This is a genomic window from Neisseria sp. HMSC069H12, from assembly GCF_001812735.1.
In the GTDB taxonomy this organism is placed as follows: domain Bacteria; phylum Pseudomonadota; class Gammaproteobacteria; order Burkholderiales; family Neisseriaceae; genus Neisseria; species Neisseria subflava.
In genome coordinates this window covers 1-20252 of sequence record NZ_KV810260.1, presented here as the reverse complement: position 1 = coordinate 20252, position 20252 = coordinate 1, and the positions used below count along the sequence as shown (strand labels likewise).

Below are 20252 nucleotides of genomic sequence, written 5' to 3'. Positions count from 1 at the left end.
AAGGCAAAACATGAGTACGGTCGGACAACTCCCGCAAATCAAGCCTTCCGAAGCAATGGCAAAAATCCGTGAGGGCGCGTTGGCAGTGGACATCCGAAGCCAAGCCGAATATCGGGGCGGGCATATTGTCGGTGCATTATCCCTTCCGCCTGAACAGCAGCGAGACAAACTGCCCGATGATACTGCCCCATGCCTGATTTTTTATTGCCTGAGCGGTAAACGTACAACACGGGCAGAAACAATATTGTCAGCGCTTGGCCAAGGTCGAGAATGTTATATTCTAGAAGGCGGCTTACTTGCATGGAAAGCTGCAGGGCTTCCTATTGTTGCCGACCGTGCCGCACCGGATATCATACGGCAGGTGCAAACCATTGCGGGCAGTTTGATTCTATTGGGCGTGCTGGCAGGTTGGCTGGTATCGCCTTGGTTTTATCTGATAGACGTGATGGTCGGCGCAGGCCTATTAACGGCTGGACTAACCGGATTCTGCGGCATGGCTCGCCTGCTGGCCAAAATGCCATGGAACCATTAAGCAAAGGCCGTCTGAAAGTTGCTGCTGAGGCCATTATGACTGATAATTCGACCTCCTCATTTGCCGACAAGCGTGAAAAATGACCATTGCCGACAATCAACCACCCTACGAAGAAGCCACCGCTTTTCTCAAACTTCTGGCCAATCCCAACCGCCTCGCCGTATTGTGCAAACTACATGAAAGACCGCACAATGTAACCGAGTTGGCTGAATCATCCGGACTGCCGCAAGCGGCAATGTCCAGCCAATTAGCGCTACTGCGTGAAGCCGGTTTGGTATCGTTTGAAGTGAACCATCGGGAACGGCAATATTACATTGCCGACCCGAGGGTAACCGAGATGATACAGTTGCTGTATTCCTTTTTCTGCGCAGATAAACCTTGAAATGTTGCCGAAATAGGATAGTCAAAAAATCTATCCTATTTATAATTTTAAAGGCCGTCTGAATCTTTTTCAGACGCCCTTTATTGTATTTTTAGTCTTGCCATATCATCTCGTGTTTAGAACCATAAGTAATCTTCTTGATATTGCTTTCAAGAGCAATTTCTTTATCTAATGTTCCTGAGTATTCCGAACCTGCTAATTTTTGAAATAAAGTAATATTCAGCTCATCGTTGCGGCTAGTTGTTTTGATATCTGAAATACCCATTGCACTATTGCCTAATAAGCCTGTCAAATGAACCCGCCTATAACCCTTAGCTTCATTGACTGTAATTTTGAAATTCCCAATATCGTCCAACTTGATTTCATCATTGGCAAAAAAGCAGCCGGATAATATCAAGCCTGTTACTCCCAGCATCATTACCCTCATTTTCATAATAACTCCCTGATCGATTTAGCAGCCTTAGACTCAATTTTCAATCGCCGACAGTTTCAGTATTTTCAGACGGCCTTTTTATACTGCTTCTGTATTCACACTTAAAGCATGCATGCGTGCCGCACACTCCCCTGTATGTAGGTTTGAAGTGCACTATTTAAAAACATGATGAGCGAGGATATTTGGCTGCACAACGGCTGCCTGAAAATCAGCCCGAGCCGCCATGTCAAGCTGGAAGCGTGGGATGCCATTGATGCAGACGATGTAATTTTATCATTGGATAACAGCCCTGAAGAAATCGGATCAGGCTTAAGGTTGGTATTGAGCCTCTGCCGATAATAATTTGACAAAAGGTCGTCTGAAAGCCGGGAATTTGTTTTAGACGATCTTTTTTATCACACTCAAAGCCTGCGTGCGTACCGCGCACACCTTACCTGCACAGGTCTAATGCGGGTTACGGCTTGCTTGGCAGGATACATGAATTAAAATTTTAAAAAGTTGACTTTCCTGTTCCTAATACTAGTTGGAAAAATCCTACTGATGTCTTGAATGAATCAGGTAATGTTAAGAGACCTCGTTATAGGAGTAAATAAAAATGGCAATTTGGAATTATCGGTACTACCTTATCCCATCAGCCGCTATCAGAAATAAATTTAATGCAAATAAAGATATCATACTTGATGAGTATCGATCTAATGGTTTTCAGAATTTTAATGAGAATAAAAGTTTTGAAAATTACTTTATCGATAATGATGTTATATTATTATCAATAATAAATGAAGCAAAAAAACAGCTTAAATTGAAAGAGTCTTGGGATAAAGACGCAATCATGTTTTGTGATAATTTTGGTAATAGTCTTACCGTTTGGCCAGATGATATAGAGTGTGAACTTGATTTAAGATTTGATTATACTAAATTTATTCAGAAAACCATTGATTGGGCAATAAAATATAATTGTCTACTTGTAATAGGAAAAACAGGAAATGTAGTTTCCCCTAATATAAATAATCTAATGTATGAAATAAAAGCATATTTGGAAAGCAAGCCGTGGCCCATATGAAACCTAAACTCAATACGTAGGATGTGCGGAACGCACGTATGCAGTTCTCAAGGTTTGAGCCAAGAGGTCGTCTGAAAACTGAACTGGCCCCCAAATCTTGGACACTCATAAAAGCCTATTCAGGCACTCTGTGCAAGCTGGGTTCTGTATGCGACAGGACTCAGCTTTTTCAATTTCAAACTGCAACGCTCTCGGTTGTAGTAATCCATATAATCATCTATCTGCTTCATCAATTCGTCCACCGTAAATTCTCCTGCGTTATAGAAACACTCCGTCTTCAATACCGCAAAGAAGCTTTCCATCGGTGCATTTCCCAACAGCAGGTGTAGGTCGGATTCTCGAATCCGACAGCTTCATGGGGGAGATTTTGTCGGATACAAGTATCCGACCTACAAATTTTGAATAAGGAAAGGTCGTCTGAAAATCGTTTCAGACGACCTTTTCTCATTAGCCTTTACTTTGCCATCACTCTTTCTTTCAAAGTCTTCAACACACTTTTTACCGTCTTAATCCGCATCCCCACATCCTCCATCTGAGCCGTAAACTTCAACTTGTCTGCCCCTGCCAGCCGGTATTTTTTATCCGTCTGAATCAGCAGGATAATTTCTGTCGGGTCGATTTGGTGGTGTTTACCGAAGGTAACGGTGACGGCTTCGCTTGTCGCGTCGATGGCGTCTATACCCAATTTTTTTGCGGCGAGCCGTAAGTGGTGGCTTTCGATGAGGGTTTTGACGGGTTGTTCGGGCAGGCCGAAGCGATCGATCAGTTCTTCATGTATGGCATTAATTTGCTGCACGGTTTCGCAGACGGCGAGGCGTTTGTAGAGGACGAGGCGCTCGTGAATGTCGGGACAGTAGTCTTCAGGCAATAATGCCGGGCTGTGCAGCTTGATTTCTGTGGTAATGCCCAATGGCGCGTCAAGGTCGGGTTGGCGGCCTTTTTTGAGGTCGCGCACGGCTTGTTTGAGCATTTCGGTGTAGAGCGTGAAGCCGACCTGTATCATTTCGCCGGACTGCCCTTCGCCGAGAATTTCGCCTGCGCCGCGAATTTCCAAATCCTGCATGGCTAGGGTGAAACCTGCGCCGAGTTCGTCTGCCGCCGCGATGGCGTCGAGGCGTTTTTCTGCGTCTTTGGTGATGTATTCGGGCGTGAGCAGGTAAGCATAGGCTTGGTGGTGGCTGCGGCCGACGCGCCCGCGAAGCTGGTGCAGTTGCGCCAGTCCGAATTTGTCGGCGCGATTAATGATGATGGTGTTGGCGTTGGGGATGTCGATGCCGGTTTCGATGATGGTGGAACAGAGCAACACGTTAAATCTTTGCTGCAAAAAGTCGCGCATCACTTGCTCCAGCTCGCGCTCGCGCAGTTGTCCGTGTGCCACGCCGATGCGGGCTTCGGGCAGCAGGGTTTCCAGCCGCTCGCGCATATTTTCAATCGTATCCACTTCGTTGTGCAGGAAAAATACTTGCCCGCCGCGTTTGAGTTCGCGTAACACGGCTTCGCGCACGCTGCCTTCGCTGAAGGGTTTGACAAAGGTTTTCACGGCGAGGCGGCGGCTTGGGGCAGTGGTAATCAGCGAGAAGTCGCGCAGACCTTCGAGCGCCATGCTGAGGGTGCGCGGAATCGGCGTGGCAGTCATGGTGAGGATATCGACATTGGCGCGCAGGCGTTTGAGCTGCTCTTTCTGGCGCACGCCGAAGCGGTGTTCTTCATCGATAATCACTAAACCTAAGTTTTTGAATTTTATATCGTCTTGAACCAGTTTGTGCGTGCCGATAACGATGTCGACCGTGCCGTCCGCCATGCCTTCCAGCGCGGCTTTGGTGGCTTTGCTGTTGTTGAAACGCGAGAGGCTGGCGACTTTCACAGGGAAATCGGCGAAACGGTCGGCGAAGTTTTGCGCATGCTGCTCGACCAGAAGCGTGGTCGGGGCGAGTACGGAGACCTGTTTGCCACCCATCACCGCCACAAACGCGGCGCGTAGGGCGACTTCGGTTTTACCGAAGCCAACATCGCCGCACACAAGGCGGTCCATCGGCTTCGCCTGCGTCAAGTCTTTAATCACGGCGGCAATGGCGGCGGCTTGGTCTTCAGTTTCTTCGTAGCCGAAGCCGTCGGCAAATGCCTGATAGTCCATCTCGTTGATTTCAAACTTGTGTCCCGATTGGGCAGCGCGTTGGGCGTAGAGATTGAGCAATTCGGCAGCTGTGTCGCGCGCTTTTTCGGCGGCTTTGCGTTTCGCCTTGTTCCACGCGCCGCTGCCGAGCTTGTGCAAGGTAACGTTTTCATGCGCCTGACCGGAATAGCGGCTGATTAAATGCAGTTGCGAAACAGGTACATAAAGCTGCGCTTCGCCTGCGTATTCAAGCAACATCATTTCGTTGGTTTCGCCGCCCAAGTCCATCGTTACCAAGCCCATATACCGCCCGATGCCGTGTTCTTCATGCACGACGGGGTCGCCGATATTGATTTCGGCAAGGTCGCGCAACAGGCCGTCTGAAACGGCGGCGTGTTTCTTACGATGATGTTTGCGCGAGCGGGCAACATATTGATAAAGATCGGATTCGGTAATAACCGCGATGTTTTGATCTTCTAATTTAAACCCGTAAGCCAACGGCGCCACTGTAATCATCAGCGGCTCATGCGCCGACAAAAAGCCCTGCCAGTCAGACACGCTTTTGGCTTTCAAGCCGTTTTGCTGCAAGAAGCCGAGCATGGTTTCGCGCCGTCCCAAACTTTCGGCGCACAGCAAAATCCGTCCGTCAAAGGCCGTCTGAAAATCCTTCAATGCCTGCAACGGTTCGTCGGATTGGCGGTTGACGGCAAGGTCGGGCAGAGTGTGTTCCTTGCCGGAAACATCGGGCAGCACCTGACCATAATTTTTCAGACGGCCTGCAAAAACATCAGCAGAGAGATATAAATGCTGTGGAAGCAAAGGCGGATAGGTTTCGTCGCCCTGCGCCATGGCGTAACGCGATTTAACGTCGCTCCAAAAGCGGTTTGCCTCGGCATGAACATCGCCCAATGAAACAAACAGCGCATCTTCGCCGATATAGTCAAACAGCGTTTCCAGCTCGTTTTCAAAAAACAGCGGCAGGTAGTATTCCACGCCCGCGCCGAAGTGGCCGTTGCTGACGGCTTTGTACACAGCCGCATCGTTCGGATTGCCATCGACTTCCTCGCGGAAGCGGCTGCGGAAGATTTTTTGCGCCTCGCTGTCGGTGGGGAACTCGTGCGCCGGCAGCAGGCGGATTTCGGAGACGGGGGAAATGGTGCGCTGCGTTTCAGTATCAAAGGTTTTGATGCTGTCGATTTCATCGTCGAACAAATCGATGCGGTACGGCATTTCGCTGCCCATCGGGAACAAATCGACAATGCCGCCGCGCACGGCAAATTCGCCTGCCGCAACAACGTGGGAAACATGGTTATAACCTGCATCCACCAAATCACTTTTCAGACGGCCTATATCCAAAGTCTGCCCTGTTTTCAGCCAAAACGTGCGGCCTGCCAGAAACGGCACAGGCGGCAGCTTCTGCATCGCCGTGGCAACCGGGACGAACAACACGTCTGCCGCACCGCTTTTAATCTGCCACAATGCCGACAAGCGCTCCGACACCAAATCCTGATGCGGCGAAAAACGCTCGTAAGGCAGCGTTTCCCAGTCCGGCAGGAACACCGCCGTATCGTGCGGACGGAAAAACAGCCAGGCCGTCTGAAGGCGTAGCGCCTGTTCCGCATCTTGGGTCAAGACAACCTTGAGCTGCTTATGCGGCAGATAACGCGCCAGAGCCAAGGGCAGCGAGCCTTGCGAAAGATTGAGCCAACGGGATTTTGCACGGGGTTTGGGAATCGGATAGGTCATGACAAAAAACAGTTTGTAATAAGTAAATACAAGCATCATAGGCCGTCTGAAAAATTTTCAGACGGCCTTTAGCGATCAAATAGATTTTCAATTTTACTGGATACAGGTTTAAAAGAATATAAGGCCTTACATTCAGACGGCCACACCTGCCAGTTTTCCAATAAATCCGGTTATCGCCAATGCCGCAACGCCCCACAGGCACACGCGCAAAACGGCGGGAACGGCAGGCGCGCCGCTAAGTTTGGCGGAGACATAGCCCAGTCCGGCCAGTCCGCACAAAGTGGACACTGCCAAGGCCGGAACAATGGCACTAGAAGCCGTCAATGCGACCAGTAAAGGCAAAATTGCACCGGCACAAAATGAAGCGGCAGAAGCCAGCGCGGCCTGCATGGGTTGGGCGGCAGATGTTTCGGTAATGCCGATTTCGTCGCGCGCGTGGGCGGAGAGCGCATCGTGTTCCATCAATGCTTTGGCCACTTCTGCGGCGAGCGGGTCGGACAAACCGCGACGGCGGTAAATTTCAGTCAGCTCTTCCAACTCCGCATCAGGATTATTTGCCAATTCGTAGCGTTCTTTGTGCAAATCGGCTTTTTCCGTATCCGATTGACTGGACACAGAAACATACTCCCCCGCCGCCATCGACACCGCGCCCCCGATAAGCGCCGAAACGCCCGTCAACAGCAGGGTTTGGAAATCTGGCGCGGCTGCGGCTACGCCCGTTAACAGTGAGGCAGTGGAAATCAGGCCGTCATTGGCACCCAATACGCTTGCCCGAAGCCAGTTGTTGCGGTCGCTGAAATGGCGTTCGCTGTGGTATGAATACATATATACTCCGATAAATTGGCTGTTTCCAGATGATGATAACATTGTATTGTTTTTTGAAATCAATGTCAGTTTATCCCTTCAAATCAAGCATTCTTAAATCTTTCTGCTGCCATTTCAAACCATAAAAACCAACACTCCTCTTTGGATTTTTTCAGACGGCCTTAACGCTTTTACAAGCAAATTTATTGTTCCAAGTCATGGCATTATCACAAGACAGATTTGTACCGCTTGGTTTATCGCCTTAAAGATGCTATCTTTATAAATCTTTCCACTCCTCAATCCATTGAAAGGATGTATCATGGCTGAAGAAAACAAAATCAAAGTAAACGATTTGCCTGAAGATAAAAAAGAGCAAACCGAAGAAACCGAGCTGCCCGTTATCAACAACGAAGAAAAACGCGGCGGCCACAGCGAAGGCGGCTGCTGCGGCGCATGCGGCGGCTAATCTTCCCGACAAAGCCTCAAGGCCGTCTGAAAAGTCTTACTTTTCAGACGGCCTTTTCCTTTCTAAACACTTACAGGTAAATCAATGAAAGGATGCAGGAGAAGAATTTAAACCCAACCGCGTTTGTGCTACATTCACATCTTTACAAACCACAACAATCTGCACACGCAGACACACAAGGAAGAATAAAATGTTTTGGTATATCGTCGGCTTTTTCGCCATTATCGTTTCCCTACTCGCCCTCTGGGTCAATGCCAGCGCGTTCGGTATGCAGGAAGACGGCACGCCGCAATCCGAATACGAAAAAATGTTGGGTCTGGGCGCGAAACTGAAAGACAAAGATACAGTTGCTAAGGAACGCGAAGCGGCGCGCTTTCATCCTGACGATTAAGTCTTATTAACTGGACAATCTTGCCGAACTGGGCTAATGTTCCAAACGCATAATGCACACCAACACAACTATACGAGAAGGTAAGAGAAATGACTGTACGAATCGAACACGATTTATTGGGCGACCGCGAGATCCCTGCTGAAGTATATTGGGGCATCCATACTTTGCGCGCCATTGAAAACTTTAAAATTTCCACACAAAAAATTTCCGACGTACCGCAATTTGTCCGCAGCATGGTCATGGTTAAAAAAGCCACTGCACAAGCCAACGGCGCATTGGGTGCCATCAAGCCGGAAATCGCGGCCGCCATCGAAAAAGCCTGCGATGAAGTATTGGTCAAAGGCCGCTGCCTCGACCAATTCCCGTCCGACGTTTATCAAGGCGGCGCCGGTACTTCGGTCAACATGAATACCAACGAAGTCATTGCCAACCTCGCATTGGAAGTCTTGGGATACGAAAAAGGCCACTACGACATCGTCAATCCGATGGACCATGTCAACGCCAGCCAATCCACCAACGACGCCTACCCTACCGGCTTCCGCCTTGCCGTGTATTACAACATCGGCGAATTGCTCGACAAACTGGCCGCCCTGAAAAACGCTTTTGCCGCCAAAGCCGAAGAATTTAAAGACGTTTTGAAAATGGGCCGCACCCAGCTTCAAGATGCCGTGCCGATGACTGCCGGCCAAGAATTCCAATCTTTCCAAGTGTTGTTGGAAGAAGAAATCCTCAACCTCGACCGCACCCGCTCCCTGCTGCTTGAAGTCAACCTCGGCGCCACCGCCATCGGTACAGGCGTGAATACGCCTAAAGGCTATGCGGCTTTGGTCGTTGAGAAACTTTCCGAAGTCAGCGGCTTGCCTTGCAAACTGACTGAAAACCTGATCGAGGCGACCTCCGACTGCGGCGCATATGTGATGGTACACGGCGCATTGAAACGCACGGCCGTCAAACTGTCCAAAATCTGTAACGACTTGCGCCTGCTCTCTTCCGGTCCGCGCGCCGGTTTGAAAGAAATTAACCTTCCTGAATTGCAGGCCGGTTCTTCCATCATGCCTGCCAAAGTTAATCCCGTAATTCCCGAAGTCGTCAACCAAGTCTGCTTCAAAGTCATCGGCAACGACACCACCATCACTTTCGCAGCCGAAGCAGGTCAGTTGCAGCTGAACGTTATGGAGCCGGTAATCGCCCAATGTATGTTTGAAACCATTTCCCTCTTGGGCAATGCCGCTGTCAACCTGTCCGACAAATGCGTCAAAGGCATTACGGTCAACCGCGAAATCTGCGAACACTACGTCTTCAACTCCATCGGTTTGGTCACTTATCTGAACCCATACATCGGCCACCGCAATGGCGACTTGGTTGGCAAAATCTGCGCCCAAACCGGCAAAGGCGTACGCGAAGTCGTACTGGAGCGCGGTCTGTTGAGCGAAGAAGAACTCAACCGCATCCTCTCCCCGGAAAACCTGATGAATCCTCATCTGTAATCAGGATTTGAAATCAAAGGCCGTCTGAAACTTTAACGTTTAAAGTTTCAGACGGCCTTTTCGTATTGATATGGATATTTATCGAATTTTTTTGCGAAATTCAGAATTAAAAGATAGCCTGACCGTCAGGTTTGATTTAACATGGTGTTGCCCCAGCCTGTTTCCTCCTTAAGGTTATGCTGGTAATAATGCCTCAAAAGGAACCGGATATTGGAATAACATCTTCATTTATTAGGAAAACCAGATGAATCAAATTACACGCGAACAAATGCTGCAAGTATTCGAAAATCGCTGCTCCACCCGTTATTACGATCCCAACAAAAAAATCAGCCAAGAAGATTTTGCAGCGATTTTAGAATTTGCCCGCCTCTCCCCAAGCTCTGTCGGCTCTGAGCCATGGAAATTCTTGGTGATTCAAAACAAAGCCCTGCGTGAGAAAATCAAGCCTTTCAGCTGGGGGATGCAATTCCAACTGGACGACTGCAGCCATCTGGTGATTATCCTTGCCAAAAAAAATGCCCGTTACGATACCCCGTTCTTCCGCAGTGTTGCCGAACGCAAGGGCCTGCAAGGAGAGCAGCTGGAAAAAGCGTTGGCAAAATACAAACGCTTCCAAGAAACCGACATTAAAATTGCCGACGACCAACGCGCACTCTTCGACTGGAGCGGCAAGCAGACCTATATTGCTTTGGCCAATATGCTCACAGGCGCAGCCGCCATCGGCATCGATTCCTGCCCAATCGAAGGCTTCAACTACGATAAAATGAACGAAGTATTGGCAGCAGAAGGCCTGTTTGATGCCAACGAATGGGGCGTATCCGTAGCGGCAACATTCGGCTATCGTGCCAAAGAAATCACCAAAAAATAACGCAAACCGATTGAAGAAATGGTAACTTGGGTCGAATAAGCAGTTTGTATTCTCAGGGCGGCAAATGCTGCCCTTTTACTTTTCTAAAAAAGTGAGGCAAATTCCGTAACAACAAATGCTTCTAAATTTAAACTCAAAAAGGCCGTCTGAAACCATGTGTCAGAAATCCTAGATTTCATTTCACACCGTTTCAGACGGCCTTATTTGATACGCTTCTACTTAAAACGATACTTTCAAACTGCCGTAGAAGGCACGGCCATGCTCGTTGTACGTTTGTGCGCCGGCAGTTGTGCGGTACAGTTTTTTGTCAAACAGATTGCTGATACCGCCACGGACGGCTACGCGTTTGTTCCAGTTGTAGCCTGCATTGATGCCCCAAATGCCGTAAGAGCCGACTTGGGTTTGGCTGTGTTCGGAAGACAACGCTGCCACGCCTGCACGAGGATTACCGTCTCGTTCCAATCTATTGATCGCCACGCCACGCGGCTTAGTGCGACCATAGTGGGTAAAGGTCAGGTTGGCATCGAAGCGTTCGTTCGGCGTCCAAGACAATGTGCTGTTGATGGTGTGTTTCGGCACCAAAGACAATGGATTGCCTTGATAATCTTCGGATTTGTGCATGTAAGTGAAGTTGTTGCTCCACTTGAGTGTGTCATGCAACGGAATCACCAAGTTGCCTTCGATACCCGAAATAGTCGCTTTCGGCGTATTTTCCCATTGCAGGAGCCAGTTGCCGATATTGCTGGTGGCAATAAGCTGGTCGCCAATTACGATTTTATTGCGGTACGCGTTGTGGAAATAAGTAGCCGAAGCCTGCCAGCCGTTTTTGTTGAACTCAAGGCCAATCTCTTTATTGATGCTGGTTTCAGGTTTCAAATTGCCATTGCCCATGTAGTAGCAGCGGACACTGTTCGGCGCATTGAGCGGGCAACCCTGACCGCGTGTGTACAGGATAAAGTCAGGATTGGTTTGATACAGGTTTGGCGCTTTGTACGCACGGGCAACACCGCCTTTGACCAACCAGTTTTCGCCGATTTGATGCGAGAAGTTCAAAGCCGGACTCCAGTTGCTGCCGCTGTCGCTGTTGTGGTCGAAACGGATGGCTGGAATCAGATGGGTTTTGTCGGTCAATGAAATATTGTCCTCAACGTATGCCGCCCAGTTACGTTGCGAAGCCTTACCGCCGCGCGTTGCGGAGATACCGTTAAACGCATCGGTTTTACCTTGGTCTTTAAATCCCTGAGTATTGGAAGCAGGATCATCCAATTTGCTGTCGGTAAATTCCGCACCGACAGTCAATACGTTATCAACACCAAGTTTAAAAGGAATATTCGCTTCGCTGCTGAAACGCAGGTTTTTCAGACGGCTTTGAACAAAATCCAAGCCTGTATAGCTGCCTTCCGGACCACCTGCCAAACCTTCAGGTAAGTGGCTGTTGATTGTGCGCTCATAACTGATCACGTTTTTGGTATCGCCCCATTCCCATGCGCCATCATGCGTTAAAGAATAAGCGGAACGGTATAAGCGGGCAGTTTCGGCTTTGCTGTCGGCCAAAGAATTAACCAAAGCAGAACGCGGATTGCTGTTTTGCGTATCGCCGTTGTAGATATTGCCCTGACGGCTGTAACTGCTGTCCAAAATCAGCGTTTGCACTGGGCTGATTTTCCATTGCAGACGGCCTGCAATGTCTTTATTGCGTACGCCTTCAACACCGGCCGCACTGTCATTGCCGTGTCCGGCATTAATATCGGCAGCATCTGCATCGGTTTTATTCAGGTTGCCGTAAATGCGGAAGCCCAAAGTATCTTGAATGATTGGACCGCTCAAATTGAAGCCGATACGGCGGGTTGCGCCCTCTTTGCTGTCTTGCAGCTGATTGGCGTAAAGATTGACTTGGCCTTTAAATTCTTTAGACACTTTTTTAGTAACAATATTGACCACACCGCCCATCGCGCCCGAACCGTAACGTGTTGCCGCCGGACCGCGCAAGACGGTAATGGATTCAATTTCTTCAACCGGCACCCAGTTACTGTCGCCACGCGTATTGCGTTCACCGCGCATACTGATACGCTCGGACTGGCGCGAGTTAACCGGCTTGCCGTCAATCAAAATCAAAGTGTTTTCAGGACCCATACCGCGCAAGTCGATTTGGCGTTTGTTGCCACGCTGACCTGTTGCCGTATTGCCGGTCAGGTTGACTCCGGGCATGGTTCGGACAAATTCGGAAATATCATTGGCTACAGGGCGTTTGTCGATGTCGTCTTTAGAAATACGCGATACGCCGAGCGACTGTTGCAACTGCTTCTCGGCAGTAACGTAAACGGTATCGACTTCAGCCTGCTCAACTGCTTTCTCTTCAGCTGCGTGTGAGAATGCACTAATTAACGCCAAAGGCAAAATGGCGAGTGTAAATGTTTTCATTGCATTGTTTCTCTTGGTTTTGTTTGTTTAAAATTAAAATGAAAATCGTTTTGGATTTTAAATAAACTTAACAGAGTTTTCAATGCAATTAAGAGTGATTTACAATTAAAAGTTAAATTGTGCTAATAGAAATAACAAACAACTAAATAGGCCGTCTGAAACAGCATGAAACGAAATCCGAGATTCTTATCATACCGTTCAGACGGCCTTATTCAATTTTTAATTATTTGCCTGCTGCTTTTTGCAGAATAGCATACAATTCGTCTTTGAGTTTGAGTTTGGCTTTTTTCAGCTCTTCAATCTCTTCGGCTCCGCTGGTAACAGGGTTGTTAACCAAACCGGTGATTTTATCGTCCAGCTCATTGTGCTCGTCAAACAAACGGGCAAAGTGTGCATCTTCTTGTTTCAGTTTAGAAATCAAATCGCGATATTCTGGAAACATTTTGTTTTCCTCTCTTGTTAATTAAATAAAAAAGTACTGCTGTCAAAAACTAGGACGAATCAATCTTTAGCTTCATTATAACAAACACGGGCGTTTTATCCAGTCTTTTTTAAGTCGAAACTGTTTTACATCAAAATTAATAATATCAACATAAGTTAGCGCCAAAAATAGAAAGAAACGGCTTTATAGACGGCTTGCCGACTTGGGCATACAATCGGGTTTATGCGTTTACACAATGGCCGAACCACCCTATTCCGTCATATCAACGGCATGGACGGACAATTTATCCTGCTTGAGAACCATCCTTCATGGATGCCGGTCAATGATGCCGATTTCAACCATGCCGCGCCCCTGCCCGACGGTTTGGCCGTACACGAAGAATCGTTTTATCCATTTGAAATAATAGATACCGAATCGGCAGACAATATCAAAATCTTCAGCGAAGAAGCCCTACGGCTGGAGAAAGAACGATTAAATGCGGTAGCCTTGGTAGAACTGGCAAAAAATCTTAAAGCCGCCCAAGCCGAAGCCGATTTGGCCGCGCTTCTAGAAAAAATGGATTTTCATTTAAAACAAGATGATATTTTCAAATAACCCCTTCAATCTCAGGCCGTCTGAAACCAAACACCCGACACAATTGTTGACAATGCAAGAAAAATAGTTCATCTTGAACCAATCCGCAGCACTCCATCCTATATTTTCAGCCCATCACAAAGGAATCGAGAACATGTTTTCAAAAAGCGTTACCCTCGCACAATATGACCCCGATTTGGCAGCAGCCATCGCCCAAGAAGACAAGCGCCAGCAAGACCACGTCGAGCTGATCGCCTCTGAAAACTACGTCAGCTGTGCCGTTATGGAAGCCCAAGGTTCGCAATTGACCAACAAATACGCTGAAGGCTATCCTGGCAAACGCTACTACGGCGGCTGTGAATACGTTGATATTGTTGAACAATTAGCGATTGACCGCGCTAAAGAGTTGTTTGGCGCAGAATATGTCAATGTCCAACCGCACTCCGGCTCCCAAGCCAACCAAGCCGTGTACGCTTCCGTTTTGAAACCGGGCGACACCATTTTGGGTATGTCTCTGGCACACGGCGGCCACTTGACCCACGGCGCAAGCGTTAATATCTCCGGCAAACTCTACAACGCCATTACTTATGGTTTGGATGAAAACGAAGTTCTCGATTATGCCGAAGTAGAACGCTTGGCTCTTGAACACAAACCCAAAATGATTGTGGCCGGTGCATCTGCCTATGCGTTGCAAATCGACTGGGCAAAATTCCGCGAAATCGCCGATAAAGTCGGCGCATACCTCTTTGTCGACATGGCGCACTATGCCGGCTTGATTGCCGGCGGTGAATATCCTAACCCAGTGCCATTCTGCGACTTCGTCACCACCACTACCCACAAAACCCTGCGCGGCCCTCGCGGCGGTGTGATTTTGTGCCGTGACAATACGCATGAAAAAGCGCTGAACTCTGCCATCTTCCCAAGCCTGCAAGGCGGTCCGCTGATGCACGTTATCGCTGCCAAAGCCGTAGCATTTAAAGAAGCGTTGCAACCTGAGTTCAAAGAATACGCAAAACAAGTGAAAATCAATGCTGCTGCCATGGCGGAGGAGTTGGTTAAACGCGGTTTACGCATCGTTTCCGGCCGTACTGAAAGCCACGTTTTCCTCGTTGACCTGCAACCGATGAAAATCACCGGTAAAGCTGCTGAAGCCGCTTTGGGCAAAGCACACATCACCGTCAACAAAAACGCTATTCCGAATGATCCGGAAAAACCATTCGTTACCTCCGGCATCCGCATCGGCTCCGCCGCCATGACCACACGCGGCTTTAACGAAGCTGACGCGCGCGTATTGGCGAACTTGGTTGCAGACGTCTTGGCAAACCCTGAAGATGAAGCCAACCTCGCCAAAGTCCGCGAACAAGTGACTGCTTTGTGCAATAAATATCCGGTTTACGGCGCATAAGCATTTCCGACTTGGATAAAATAACAGGCCGTCTGAACAACAGACGGCCTTTTTTTATTTCAACTTTTCTTTTAAATTTCAAAACTGTTTGCTTCGCTGACTTTGCGTATCATGCCTGCCGCGACAGTATGGTTGGTGGCTTCGTATGCGGCAGCGGCGAGTGGCTGCTGGGTTTTGAAGCTGACGCTGCCGATATCGTTGAGCTTGAGCGTTTCGGCGGATTCGGCAGCGCGGTTAAGTTTGTCTACTTCTCGTGATTTCTCAAACTGAGTGCTACTTTAAACAGGCCGTCTGAAAATGGGAAAGAATGTTTGGTTGTTAAAAAAGCTGTTTTCGTTATATCGCAAAGCTATAGGATATTGCATCACGCCATCCGTTTTTTCCGGGTCGCCAACCAACACACAATCGACCCTAAGCACACCATACCTACCCCCTGCCAAAACGTCATGGACAAAGGCGCGCTAATCAAAAACGAGGACACTACCGCAGACAATACCGGAATGAAATAAGATGCACCAGCCAATACGGTCAGGTTGCCACGCGAAATACCGATATTCCATACTGCATAGCCCAAACCCATGCAAGCTGCGGCGGCAACGGCATAGCCGAGCGATACGGAGTCAAAATTCAACGTATCCGCGCCGCTGAGAAAATACTCAATCCACAACAGTATCGACACCAGCGCAAAGAAAAAGCCGACGCTGCTACCTTCCGCTTTCACACGCGCCGTCAGCGTACAATATGCCGCCCAAAGCACGGCATCTACAAATGCCATGATATAGCCGCCGGGATTGGTGCGGACATTGTGGTAGATGCCGGAAACCGACAAGCCGACATCGCCCCCCAGTACAGTGGCGATTCCAAAAAACGACAGTACAAAGCCGATGACTATCCACCATTTTGACGGCTGTTTGTTGAAATATACCGCCCCGACAATGGTAAATGTCGGCCATAAATAATTGACCATGCCGATTTCCACTGCCTGTCTCGCGTTTTGCGCGAAACCGACCGACAGCGACAAACACAATTCGCAGCCGACAAAAAACACGCTCGCCCAAAACAAATAGCTGCGATTGTAATTGCGCAAATGCGGTCGGCCGAAAATCAGCCAAATCAATATGGTGGACAAGGTGTACATCATTGCCGCGCCGCCCACTGCCCCCATATGCAGGCTCAAAGAGCGTATCAGAGAAATGACGAAGCTCCATAAGGCAACGGCAAGCAGCCCGATGGCAGTGGCTTGTTTGAATGAGATGTTTTGAGATAAGAAATGAATCATGGCGTATGTGTTAAAGATGGTTTTATTAGGTTTATCGTAGTTTGAATATATCGTTTCTACATTAATTATTTTAACGGTTTCAAGGCCGTCTGAAAATGATTGTTTCAGACGGCCTTCCATTTGCAATTAGTCCTAAATATGACTATAATCCGCATCCGATTAGTCAATATCGAGACCAATTTATGAATCAACTTGACCAACTCGGTATGCGCATCAGCCGCATAGACAGCGCATTCGACCAATGGATTAAACAGCAAAACACCAACTACAACACTTTAGCCGTTCTCTACACTTTGGCTACCGAAGGCAGCCGCACTCAAAAATACATAGGCGAAGAATGGAGCCTGCCCAAGCAAACCGTTTCCGGCACATGCAAAACGCTGGCGGAACATGGCTTGCTAACATTTCACGAAAGCGAACAAGACAAACGCGAACGCTTATTGTCGCTGACCGAGCAAGGCAAAGAATATGCCACACCATTGGTGCAAAACATGCAGGAATTCAGCAAACGAATTTTTACCGCCTTCGGTGAAAAACGTGCAGCCCGACTGTTTGCCGATTTGGACGCGTTGGCCGAATTAATGGCGCAAACCCTCAATACTAAATAAGGAGGGCAACCATGTGGAAAATGTTGAAACACATCGGTCAAACACACCGCCGCAAACTCATCACAACTTTCTCTCTCGTCGGCTTGGATAATCTGCTCTTGCTGGTATATCCCGTATTTGGCGGCTGGGCGATTAATGCCGTTATGGAAGGCAACGTCTGGCAGGCAATGTTGTATGGCGTGGTGGTTTTATTAATGTGGATAATCGGTGCTGTCCGCAGGATAGCCGACACGCGCACATTTACCAAAATCTATACTGAAATAGCCGTCCCGGTCGTCTTGGAACAGCGCAAACGAGAAGTACCGCATTCCGCCATTACCGCACGCGTTGCCCTATCGCGTGAGTTTGTCAGTTTTTTTGAAGAACACCTGCCCATCGCTGCTACTTCGCTGGTCTCCATCTTCGGTGCATGTATGATGTTGCTGATATTGGAATTTTGGGTGGGCGTATTGGCTGTCGCGATACTTACCCTGTTTTTATGGTTGCTGCCGCGTTTTGCCGCCATCAGCGAAAACCTATATTTCCGTTTAAACAATCGGCTTGAACGCGACAACTACCTTATCCGCGACGGCAACGAGCGTCAGCTCTACCGCCACTATGGCTGGGTTGCCAAACTACGCGTGCTGATTTCCAACCGCGAAGCCTTAGGCTATCTCAGTATCGGCATAGCGATGAGCGTATTGTTCGGCTTCGCCTTTATACACATGACGCTTAAAGGCTATGGCAGCGCCGGCCATATCTATTCCGTCAGCACTTATTTATGGATGTTTGCAATGAGTTTGGACGATGTACCGCGCTTGGTCGAACAATACTCCAATCTAAAAGATATCGGGCAACGCGTTGAACTCTCGGAAGAAAACAATCTTTCCAAGGCCGTCTGAAACCTTAACACACTATCAGGACATATTATGAGTTGGTTTTATTTAATCTTAGCCGGTATGATGGAGATCGGCTGGCCATTGGGCTTGAAGCTGGCACAACAGGAAGGCTACCGCTGGCATGGCTTTGCCGCCGCGCTTGCCTGCATCGTCGGCAGCGGATACCTCCTTTACCTTGCCCAAAAAAGTATTCCGACGGGTACAGCCTACGCCGTCTGGACAGGCATAGGCGCGGCAGGGGCATTTTTGGTAGGCGTTGTATTTTTCAACGATGCCGCCAACTTCGGCCGCTGGCTCGGCGCATTTCTCATCATCTCCGGCGTCGTAGTGATGAAACTCTCCAGCGGAAACTGAAAATCTCGTTTCTATTAAATCTAAGGCCGTCTGAACGAGCATGTTCAGACGGCCTAATACCTTCCCGAATATAACGAAATCATCTTAAATTAAAACCAAGCATTCTTTCCTTTTTTCAGACGGCCTGTTTAAAGAGCCTGCTCGGATTGTTATCAATTCACCCGGTTTTGCATTATAATTGTGCAAATTTGACTCACTCGAAAGAAAATAAATTGGAAGGATTACAACAACTTGTAGATTTATTAGTGGGTTTTGTCGATTGGATATTGAAATTACTGGCATTCTTGTTTTAAACTACGTTCCATTCTTTTATACATTAAAGACGTATTTTCATCATGCAAACCGCGCAACGCTCTGCTACTTTCTTCTATTGGTACCACACAAACGTGCGGTACTTTTTTGCGCTTGTCTGAAACAGACCAAGTTGAAAATACGCAAATTAGAGCCGCCTCATTTGAGCGGCTTTTTTTATACCCATCATGGCCGCTTAAATCCACCCATTTTTAAGAAACAAGGAATACAGCCATGACTGCCTCAACTAAAATCCACAGCCAAACCCAAATGTTACACACCTGCCGCATGGTCGTTGACAGCAACAGCCACCACAGCATGCTCAACATGCACACTTTGCCTGATTCGCCTGACAGCCTCATCAGCGAAGCCCTGATTCCGCAAGTGCGCACCATCGCGACTTTGATTGCCGCAGAGCGCCACGACTTCAATCAAAGCAGCCCTAACGTTTTTACTGATGAAGCGGATTTCTTCGCAGCACGCATTTTGGTTCTAGGCGTACGCCGTTTCCATTTGGATATTACCCTGCTGCCTATGCTCAAAACCGCCAACAAACGCGCCGAAGCTTTCGCCAAACGTCATCACATGCCCTTCTCTCCCGCTGAAATGCAAATGTCTCTGCACACCCGCCGCCCTGCCAACCTGTTGATTATCGAAACCGAACACGAAATGCCTGCACTGGGCAATCTGGCTGCCAACAGCCGTGCATTTGCAGCGCAACTTTCCAATATTATTTTGTAAAACCACTTGAAAAACAGGGGAATGGTTTAATATTAGGCAAACACACTCCGCCGAAATCTCGGCAAAGACAAACCTCTCTCAGGAAAAACAATGAAAAAACTGATTGCCTTAGCCGCCCTTTCCACTTTTGCCCTCGCTGCCTGCAAAGACAATACCCAGGCGCAACTTGAACAGCAACAAAAACAAATCGAAGCATTGCAACAACAGTTGGCACAACAAAACGGCCAACAAGAAGACAATACGGTTTACCAGCTCACGCCCGAAGCCGTGAAAGACACCATTCCTGCCGGAGCACAAGCCAACGGCAACAACGGCCAACCGGTAACCGGTACAGACGGCCAACAATACATCTACGACCAATCCACCGGCAGCTGGCTGCTGCAAAGTTTGGTGGGCGCGGCAGCCGGTGCATTTATCGGCAACGCATTGGCCAACAAATTCACACAGGCGCGCAATCAAAACAGCCCGATTGCCCGTCAAGCCCGTGCCAACTATTATCAAACCGCACGTCCAAACGGACGCACCAGCCAACAGCTGAATACGCGCACCCTGCGTGCCCAACAGCAACAGCGTTACCGCGAAACCGCGCGTCAGCCTTCCAACTACCGCCGCCCAAGCATGGGTCGGGGCTTTGGCCGCCGTCGCTGATTCGGTTTATATTCCATCTTTGATATAAACGCTCCCAATATAAAAGGCCGTCTGAAAATCAGATTTTCAGACGGCCTTTGGTTTTCTCAGCTATCTATTCTGAATAACCCGATAGCCATTTTCTACGCTTTTACCTGTCTTGGCACAAAGTTCATCGCCGCATCGCACGATATTGGCTCGATTGATGCGACCGACCATATCCGTATCCTGTCGTTTTTGATCAATCAACATGGCATAGAAAAAAGATAATGCCAATCCGCCAATAACCAATGTTGCCATTGCAAGCGAAATAATCCATATGTAGGAAAACGTTGCGTTGTTTACACCACA

20 protein-coding genes and 3 pseudogenes are annotated in these 20252 nt (G+C 48.5%); 15 read left to right on the top strand and 8 right to left on the bottom strand.

Translation table 11 applies throughout. The features are described 5' to 3' along the window. The first annotated feature begins 10 nt into the window (after positions 1 to 10). Together HMPREF2872_RS04290 and HMPREF2872_RS04285 are read left to right on the top strand one after the other, a co-directional pair. Positions 11 to 532, top strand: coding sequence for a rhodanese-like domain-containing protein (locus HMPREF2872_RS04290; RefSeq protein WP_070631445.1), 522 nt, complete (start codon positions 11 to 13; stop codon positions 530 to 532). 79 nt (positions 533 to 611) lie between these two features. Beyond that, the gene (locus tag HMPREF2872_RS04285; RefSeq protein ID WP_049328980.1) at positions 612 to 914 is read left to right on the top strand and encodes an ArsR/SmtB family transcription factor; all 303 of its coding nucleotides are present in this window, start codon (positions 612 to 614) and stop codon (positions 912 to 914) included. Positions 915 to 1005: 91 nt separating this feature from the next. Here the strand turns inward: HMPREF2872_RS04285 and HMPREF2872_RS04280 are convergent, their stop codons facing one another. Continuing rightward, entirely contained in the window at positions 1006 to 1332 is a 327-nt protein-coding gene (locus HMPREF2872_RS04280) for a hypothetical protein (protein ID WP_283118985.1), read from the bottom strand. Between the two features lie 165 nt (positions 1333 to 1497). Between HMPREF2872_RS04280 and HMPREF2872_RS04275 the strand changes: the two are divergent. Next, positions 1498 to 1686: pseudogene (locus HMPREF2872_RS04275) on the top strand (contact-dependent growth inhibition system immunity protein); the annotation flags it as partial. 256 nt (positions 1687 to 1942) lie between these two features. After that, on the top strand, positions 1943 to 2407 hold the full coding sequence (locus HMPREF2872_RS04270) for a hypothetical protein (RefSeq protein ID WP_003712143.1): 465 nt from the start codon (positions 1943 to 1945) through the stop codon (positions 2405 to 2407). A gap of 454 nt (positions 2408 to 2861) precedes the next feature. Here the strand turns inward: HMPREF2872_RS04270 and mfd are convergent, their stop codons facing one another. Continuing rightward, a complete protein-coding gene (mfd, locus tag HMPREF2872_RS04260; RefSeq protein WP_070631467.1) occupies positions 2862 to 6266 on the bottom strand; it encodes a transcription-repair coupling factor in 3405 nt (1134 codons plus the stop codon). Positions 6267 to 6398: 132 nt separating this feature from the next. Next, entirely contained in the window at positions 6399 to 7091 is a 693-nt protein-coding gene (locus tag HMPREF2872_RS04255) for a VIT1/CCC1 transporter family protein (protein WP_070631438.1), read from the bottom strand. Between the two features lie 298 nt (positions 7092 to 7389). Between HMPREF2872_RS04255 and HMPREF2872_RS11740 the strand changes: the two genes are divergently transcribed. The 4 genes from HMPREF2872_RS11740 to HMPREF2872_RS04240 all read left to right on the top strand — a co-directional run bounded on the left by HMPREF2872_RS11740 (position 7390) and on the right by HMPREF2872_RS04240 (position 10282). Next, positions 7390 to 7536, top strand: a complete 147-nt coding sequence (locus HMPREF2872_RS11740; RefSeq protein ID WP_003685706.1) for a hypothetical protein — start codon at positions 7390 to 7392, stop codon at positions 7534 to 7536. Between the two features lie 190 nt (positions 7537 to 7726). Beyond that, a complete protein-coding gene (locus HMPREF2872_RS04250) occupies positions 7727 to 7927 on the top strand; it encodes a hypothetical protein (RefSeq protein ID WP_003685538.1) in 201 nt (66 codons plus the stop codon). 89 nt (positions 7928 to 8016) lie between these two features. Continuing rightward, positions 8017 to 9414: an aspartate ammonia-lyase gene (gene aspA, locus HMPREF2872_RS04245; protein ID WP_070631436.1), complete on the top strand. Its 1398-nt coding sequence runs from the start codon at positions 8017 to 8019 to the stop codon at positions 9412 to 9414. A gap of 244 nt (positions 9415 to 9658) precedes the next feature. Further along, the gene (locus tag HMPREF2872_RS04240; RefSeq protein WP_070631435.1) at positions 9659 to 10282 is read left to right on the top strand and encodes an NAD(P)H-dependent oxidoreductase; all 624 of its coding nucleotides are present in this window, start codon (positions 9659 to 9661) and stop codon (positions 10280 to 10282) included. 219 nt (positions 10283 to 10501) lie between these two features. On the opposite strand, the gene HMPREF2872_RS04235 is transcribed toward HMPREF2872_RS04240, so the two are convergent. Together HMPREF2872_RS04235 and HMPREF2872_RS04230 are read right to left on the bottom strand one after the other, a co-directional pair. After that, positions 10502 to 12703 carry a FepA family TonB-dependent siderophore receptor gene (locus tag HMPREF2872_RS04235; protein WP_070631434.1) on the bottom strand — a complete coding sequence of 734 codons (2202 nt, stop codon included), beginning with the start codon at positions 12701 to 12703 and terminating at the stop codon, positions 10502 to 10504. A gap of 223 nt (positions 12704 to 12926) precedes the next feature. After that, on the bottom strand, positions 12927 to 13145 hold the full coding sequence (locus HMPREF2872_RS04230) for an HP1242/YdcH family protein (RefSeq protein WP_049328987.1): 219 nt from the start codon (positions 13143 to 13145) through the stop codon (positions 12927 to 12929). A 222-nt stretch (positions 13146 to 13367) separates the two neighbouring features. Here HMPREF2872_RS04230 and HMPREF2872_RS04225 point away from each other — a divergent pair, with 222 nt between their 5' ends. Both HMPREF2872_RS04225 and glyA read left to right on the top strand, forming a co-directional pair. Beyond that, positions 13368 to 13739 (top strand): hypothetical protein, encoded by a 372-nt coding sequence (locus tag HMPREF2872_RS04225; protein ID WP_070631432.1) that lies wholly within the window; start codon positions 13368 to 13370, stop codon positions 13737 to 13739. A gap of 133 nt (positions 13740 to 13872) precedes the next feature. Further along, a complete protein-coding gene (glyA, locus tag HMPREF2872_RS04220; RefSeq protein WP_070631430.1) occupies positions 13873 to 15123 on the top strand; it encodes a serine hydroxymethyltransferase in 1251 nt (416 codons plus the stop codon). A gap of 71 nt (positions 15124 to 15194) precedes the next feature. On the opposite strand, the pseudogene HMPREF2872_RS12125 reads toward glyA, so the two are convergent. Continuing rightward, positions 15195 to 15374 (bottom strand): annotated as a pseudogene (locus tag HMPREF2872_RS12125) (sulfate adenylyltransferase); the annotation flags it as partial. A 113-nt stretch (positions 15375 to 15487) separates the two neighbouring features. Then, on the bottom strand, positions 15488 to 16402 hold the full coding sequence (gene yddG, locus HMPREF2872_RS04210; protein WP_070631465.1) for an aromatic amino acid DMT transporter YddG: 915 nt from the start codon (positions 16400 to 16402) through the stop codon (positions 15488 to 15490). Positions 16403 to 16584: 182 nt separating this feature from the next. On the opposite strand from yddG, the gene HMPREF2872_RS04205 reads away from it, so the two are divergent. The 5 genes from HMPREF2872_RS04205 (at position 16585) to HMPREF2872_RS04185 (ending at position 19922) form a co-directional block, all read left to right on the top strand. After that, positions 16585 to 17010, top strand: a complete 426-nt coding sequence (locus HMPREF2872_RS04205; RefSeq protein WP_070631425.1) for a MarR family winged helix-turn-helix transcriptional regulator — start codon at positions 16585 to 16587, stop codon at positions 17008 to 17010. Between the two features lie 11 nt (positions 17011 to 17021). Continuing rightward, positions 17022 to 17891, top strand: a complete 870-nt coding sequence (locus HMPREF2872_RS04200; RefSeq protein ID WP_070631423.1) for an ABC transporter six-transmembrane domain-containing protein — start codon at positions 17022 to 17024, stop codon at positions 17889 to 17891. A 27-nt stretch (positions 17892 to 17918) separates the two neighbouring features. Then, entirely contained in the window at positions 17919 to 18242 is a 324-nt protein-coding gene (locus HMPREF2872_RS04195; RefSeq protein WP_070631421.1) for a DMT family transporter, read from the top strand. Between the two features lie 525 nt (positions 18243 to 18767). After that, complete coding sequence (locus HMPREF2872_RS04190; protein ID WP_003685697.1) at positions 18768 to 19274, top strand: hypothetical protein; 507 nt, start codon at positions 18768 to 18770, stop codon at positions 19272 to 19274. Between the two features lie 90 nt (positions 19275 to 19364). Next, positions 19365 to 19922, top strand: coding sequence for a hypothetical protein (locus tag HMPREF2872_RS04185; RefSeq protein WP_070631420.1), 558 nt, complete (start codon positions 19365 to 19367; stop codon positions 19920 to 19922). A 90-nt stretch (positions 19923 to 20012) separates the two neighbouring features. Here the strand turns inward: HMPREF2872_RS04185 and HMPREF2872_RS04180 are convergent. After that, positions 20013 to 20252: pseudogene (locus tag HMPREF2872_RS04180) on the bottom strand (lytic enzyme); the annotation flags it as partial.

Excerpts from the sequence above, each read along its gene's own strand:
- HMPREF2872_RS04290 (WP_070631445.1), top strand. The coding sequence starts at position 11 with ATGAGTACGGTCGGACAACTCCCGCAAATCAAGCCTTCCGAAGCAATG.
- HMPREF2872_RS04285 (WP_049328980.1), top strand. The coding sequence starts at position 612 with ATGACCATTGCCGACAATCAACCACCCTACGAAGAAGCCACCGCTTTT.
- HMPREF2872_RS04280 (WP_283118985.1), bottom strand. The coding sequence starts at position 1,332 with ATGATGCTGGGAGTAACAGGCTTGATATTATCCGGCTGCTTTTTTGCC.
- HMPREF2872_RS04270 (WP_003712143.1), top strand. The coding sequence starts at position 1,943 with ATGGCAATTTGGAATTATCGGTACTACCTTATCCCATCAGCCGCTATC.
- mfd (WP_070631467.1), bottom strand. The coding sequence starts at position 6,266 with ATGACCTATCCGATTCCCAAACCCCGTGCAAAATCCCGTTGGCTCAAT.
- HMPREF2872_RS04255 (WP_070631438.1), bottom strand. The coding sequence starts at position 7,091 with ATGTATTCATACCACAGCGAACGCCATTTCAGCGACCGCAACAACTGG.
- HMPREF2872_RS11740 (WP_003685706.1), top strand. The coding sequence starts at position 7,390 with ATGGCTGAAGAAAACAAAATCAAAGTAAACGATTTGCCTGAAGATAAA.
- HMPREF2872_RS04250 (WP_003685538.1), top strand. The coding sequence starts at position 7,727 with ATGTTTTGGTATATCGTCGGCTTTTTCGCCATTATCGTTTCCCTACTC.
- aspA (WP_070631436.1), top strand. The coding sequence starts at position 8,017 with ATGACTGTACGAATCGAACACGATTTATTGGGCGACCGCGAGATCCCT.
- HMPREF2872_RS04240 (WP_070631435.1), top strand. The coding sequence starts at position 9,659 with ATGAATCAAATTACACGCGAACAAATGCTGCAAGTATTCGAAAATCGC.
- HMPREF2872_RS04235 (WP_070631434.1), bottom strand. The coding sequence starts at position 12,703 with ATGAAAACATTTACACTCGCCATTTTGCCTTTGGCGTTAATTAGTGCA.
- HMPREF2872_RS04230 (WP_049328987.1), bottom strand. The coding sequence starts at position 13,145 with ATGTTTCCAGAATATCGCGATTTGATTTCTAAACTGAAACAAGAAGAT.
- HMPREF2872_RS04225 (WP_070631432.1), top strand. The coding sequence starts at position 13,368 with ATGCGTTTACACAATGGCCGAACCACCCTATTCCGTCATATCAACGGC.
- glyA (WP_070631430.1), top strand. The coding sequence starts at position 13,873 with ATGTTTTCAAAAAGCGTTACCCTCGCACAATATGACCCCGATTTGGCA.
- yddG (WP_070631465.1), bottom strand. The coding sequence starts at position 16,402 with ATGATTCATTTCTTATCTCAAAACATCTCATTCAAACAAGCCACTGCC.
- HMPREF2872_RS04205 (WP_070631425.1), top strand. The coding sequence starts at position 16,585 with ATGAATCAACTTGACCAACTCGGTATGCGCATCAGCCGCATAGACAGC.
- HMPREF2872_RS04200 (WP_070631423.1), top strand. The coding sequence starts at position 17,022 with ATGTGGAAAATGTTGAAACACATCGGTCAAACACACCGCCGCAAACTC.
- HMPREF2872_RS04195 (WP_070631421.1), top strand. The coding sequence starts at position 17,919 with ATGAGTTGGTTTTATTTAATCTTAGCCGGTATGATGGAGATCGGCTGG.
- HMPREF2872_RS04190 (WP_003685697.1), top strand. The coding sequence starts at position 18,768 with ATGACTGCCTCAACTAAAATCCACAGCCAAACCCAAATGTTACACACC.
- HMPREF2872_RS04185 (WP_070631420.1), top strand. The coding sequence starts at position 19,365 with ATGAAAAAACTGATTGCCTTAGCCGCCCTTTCCACTTTTGCCCTCGCT.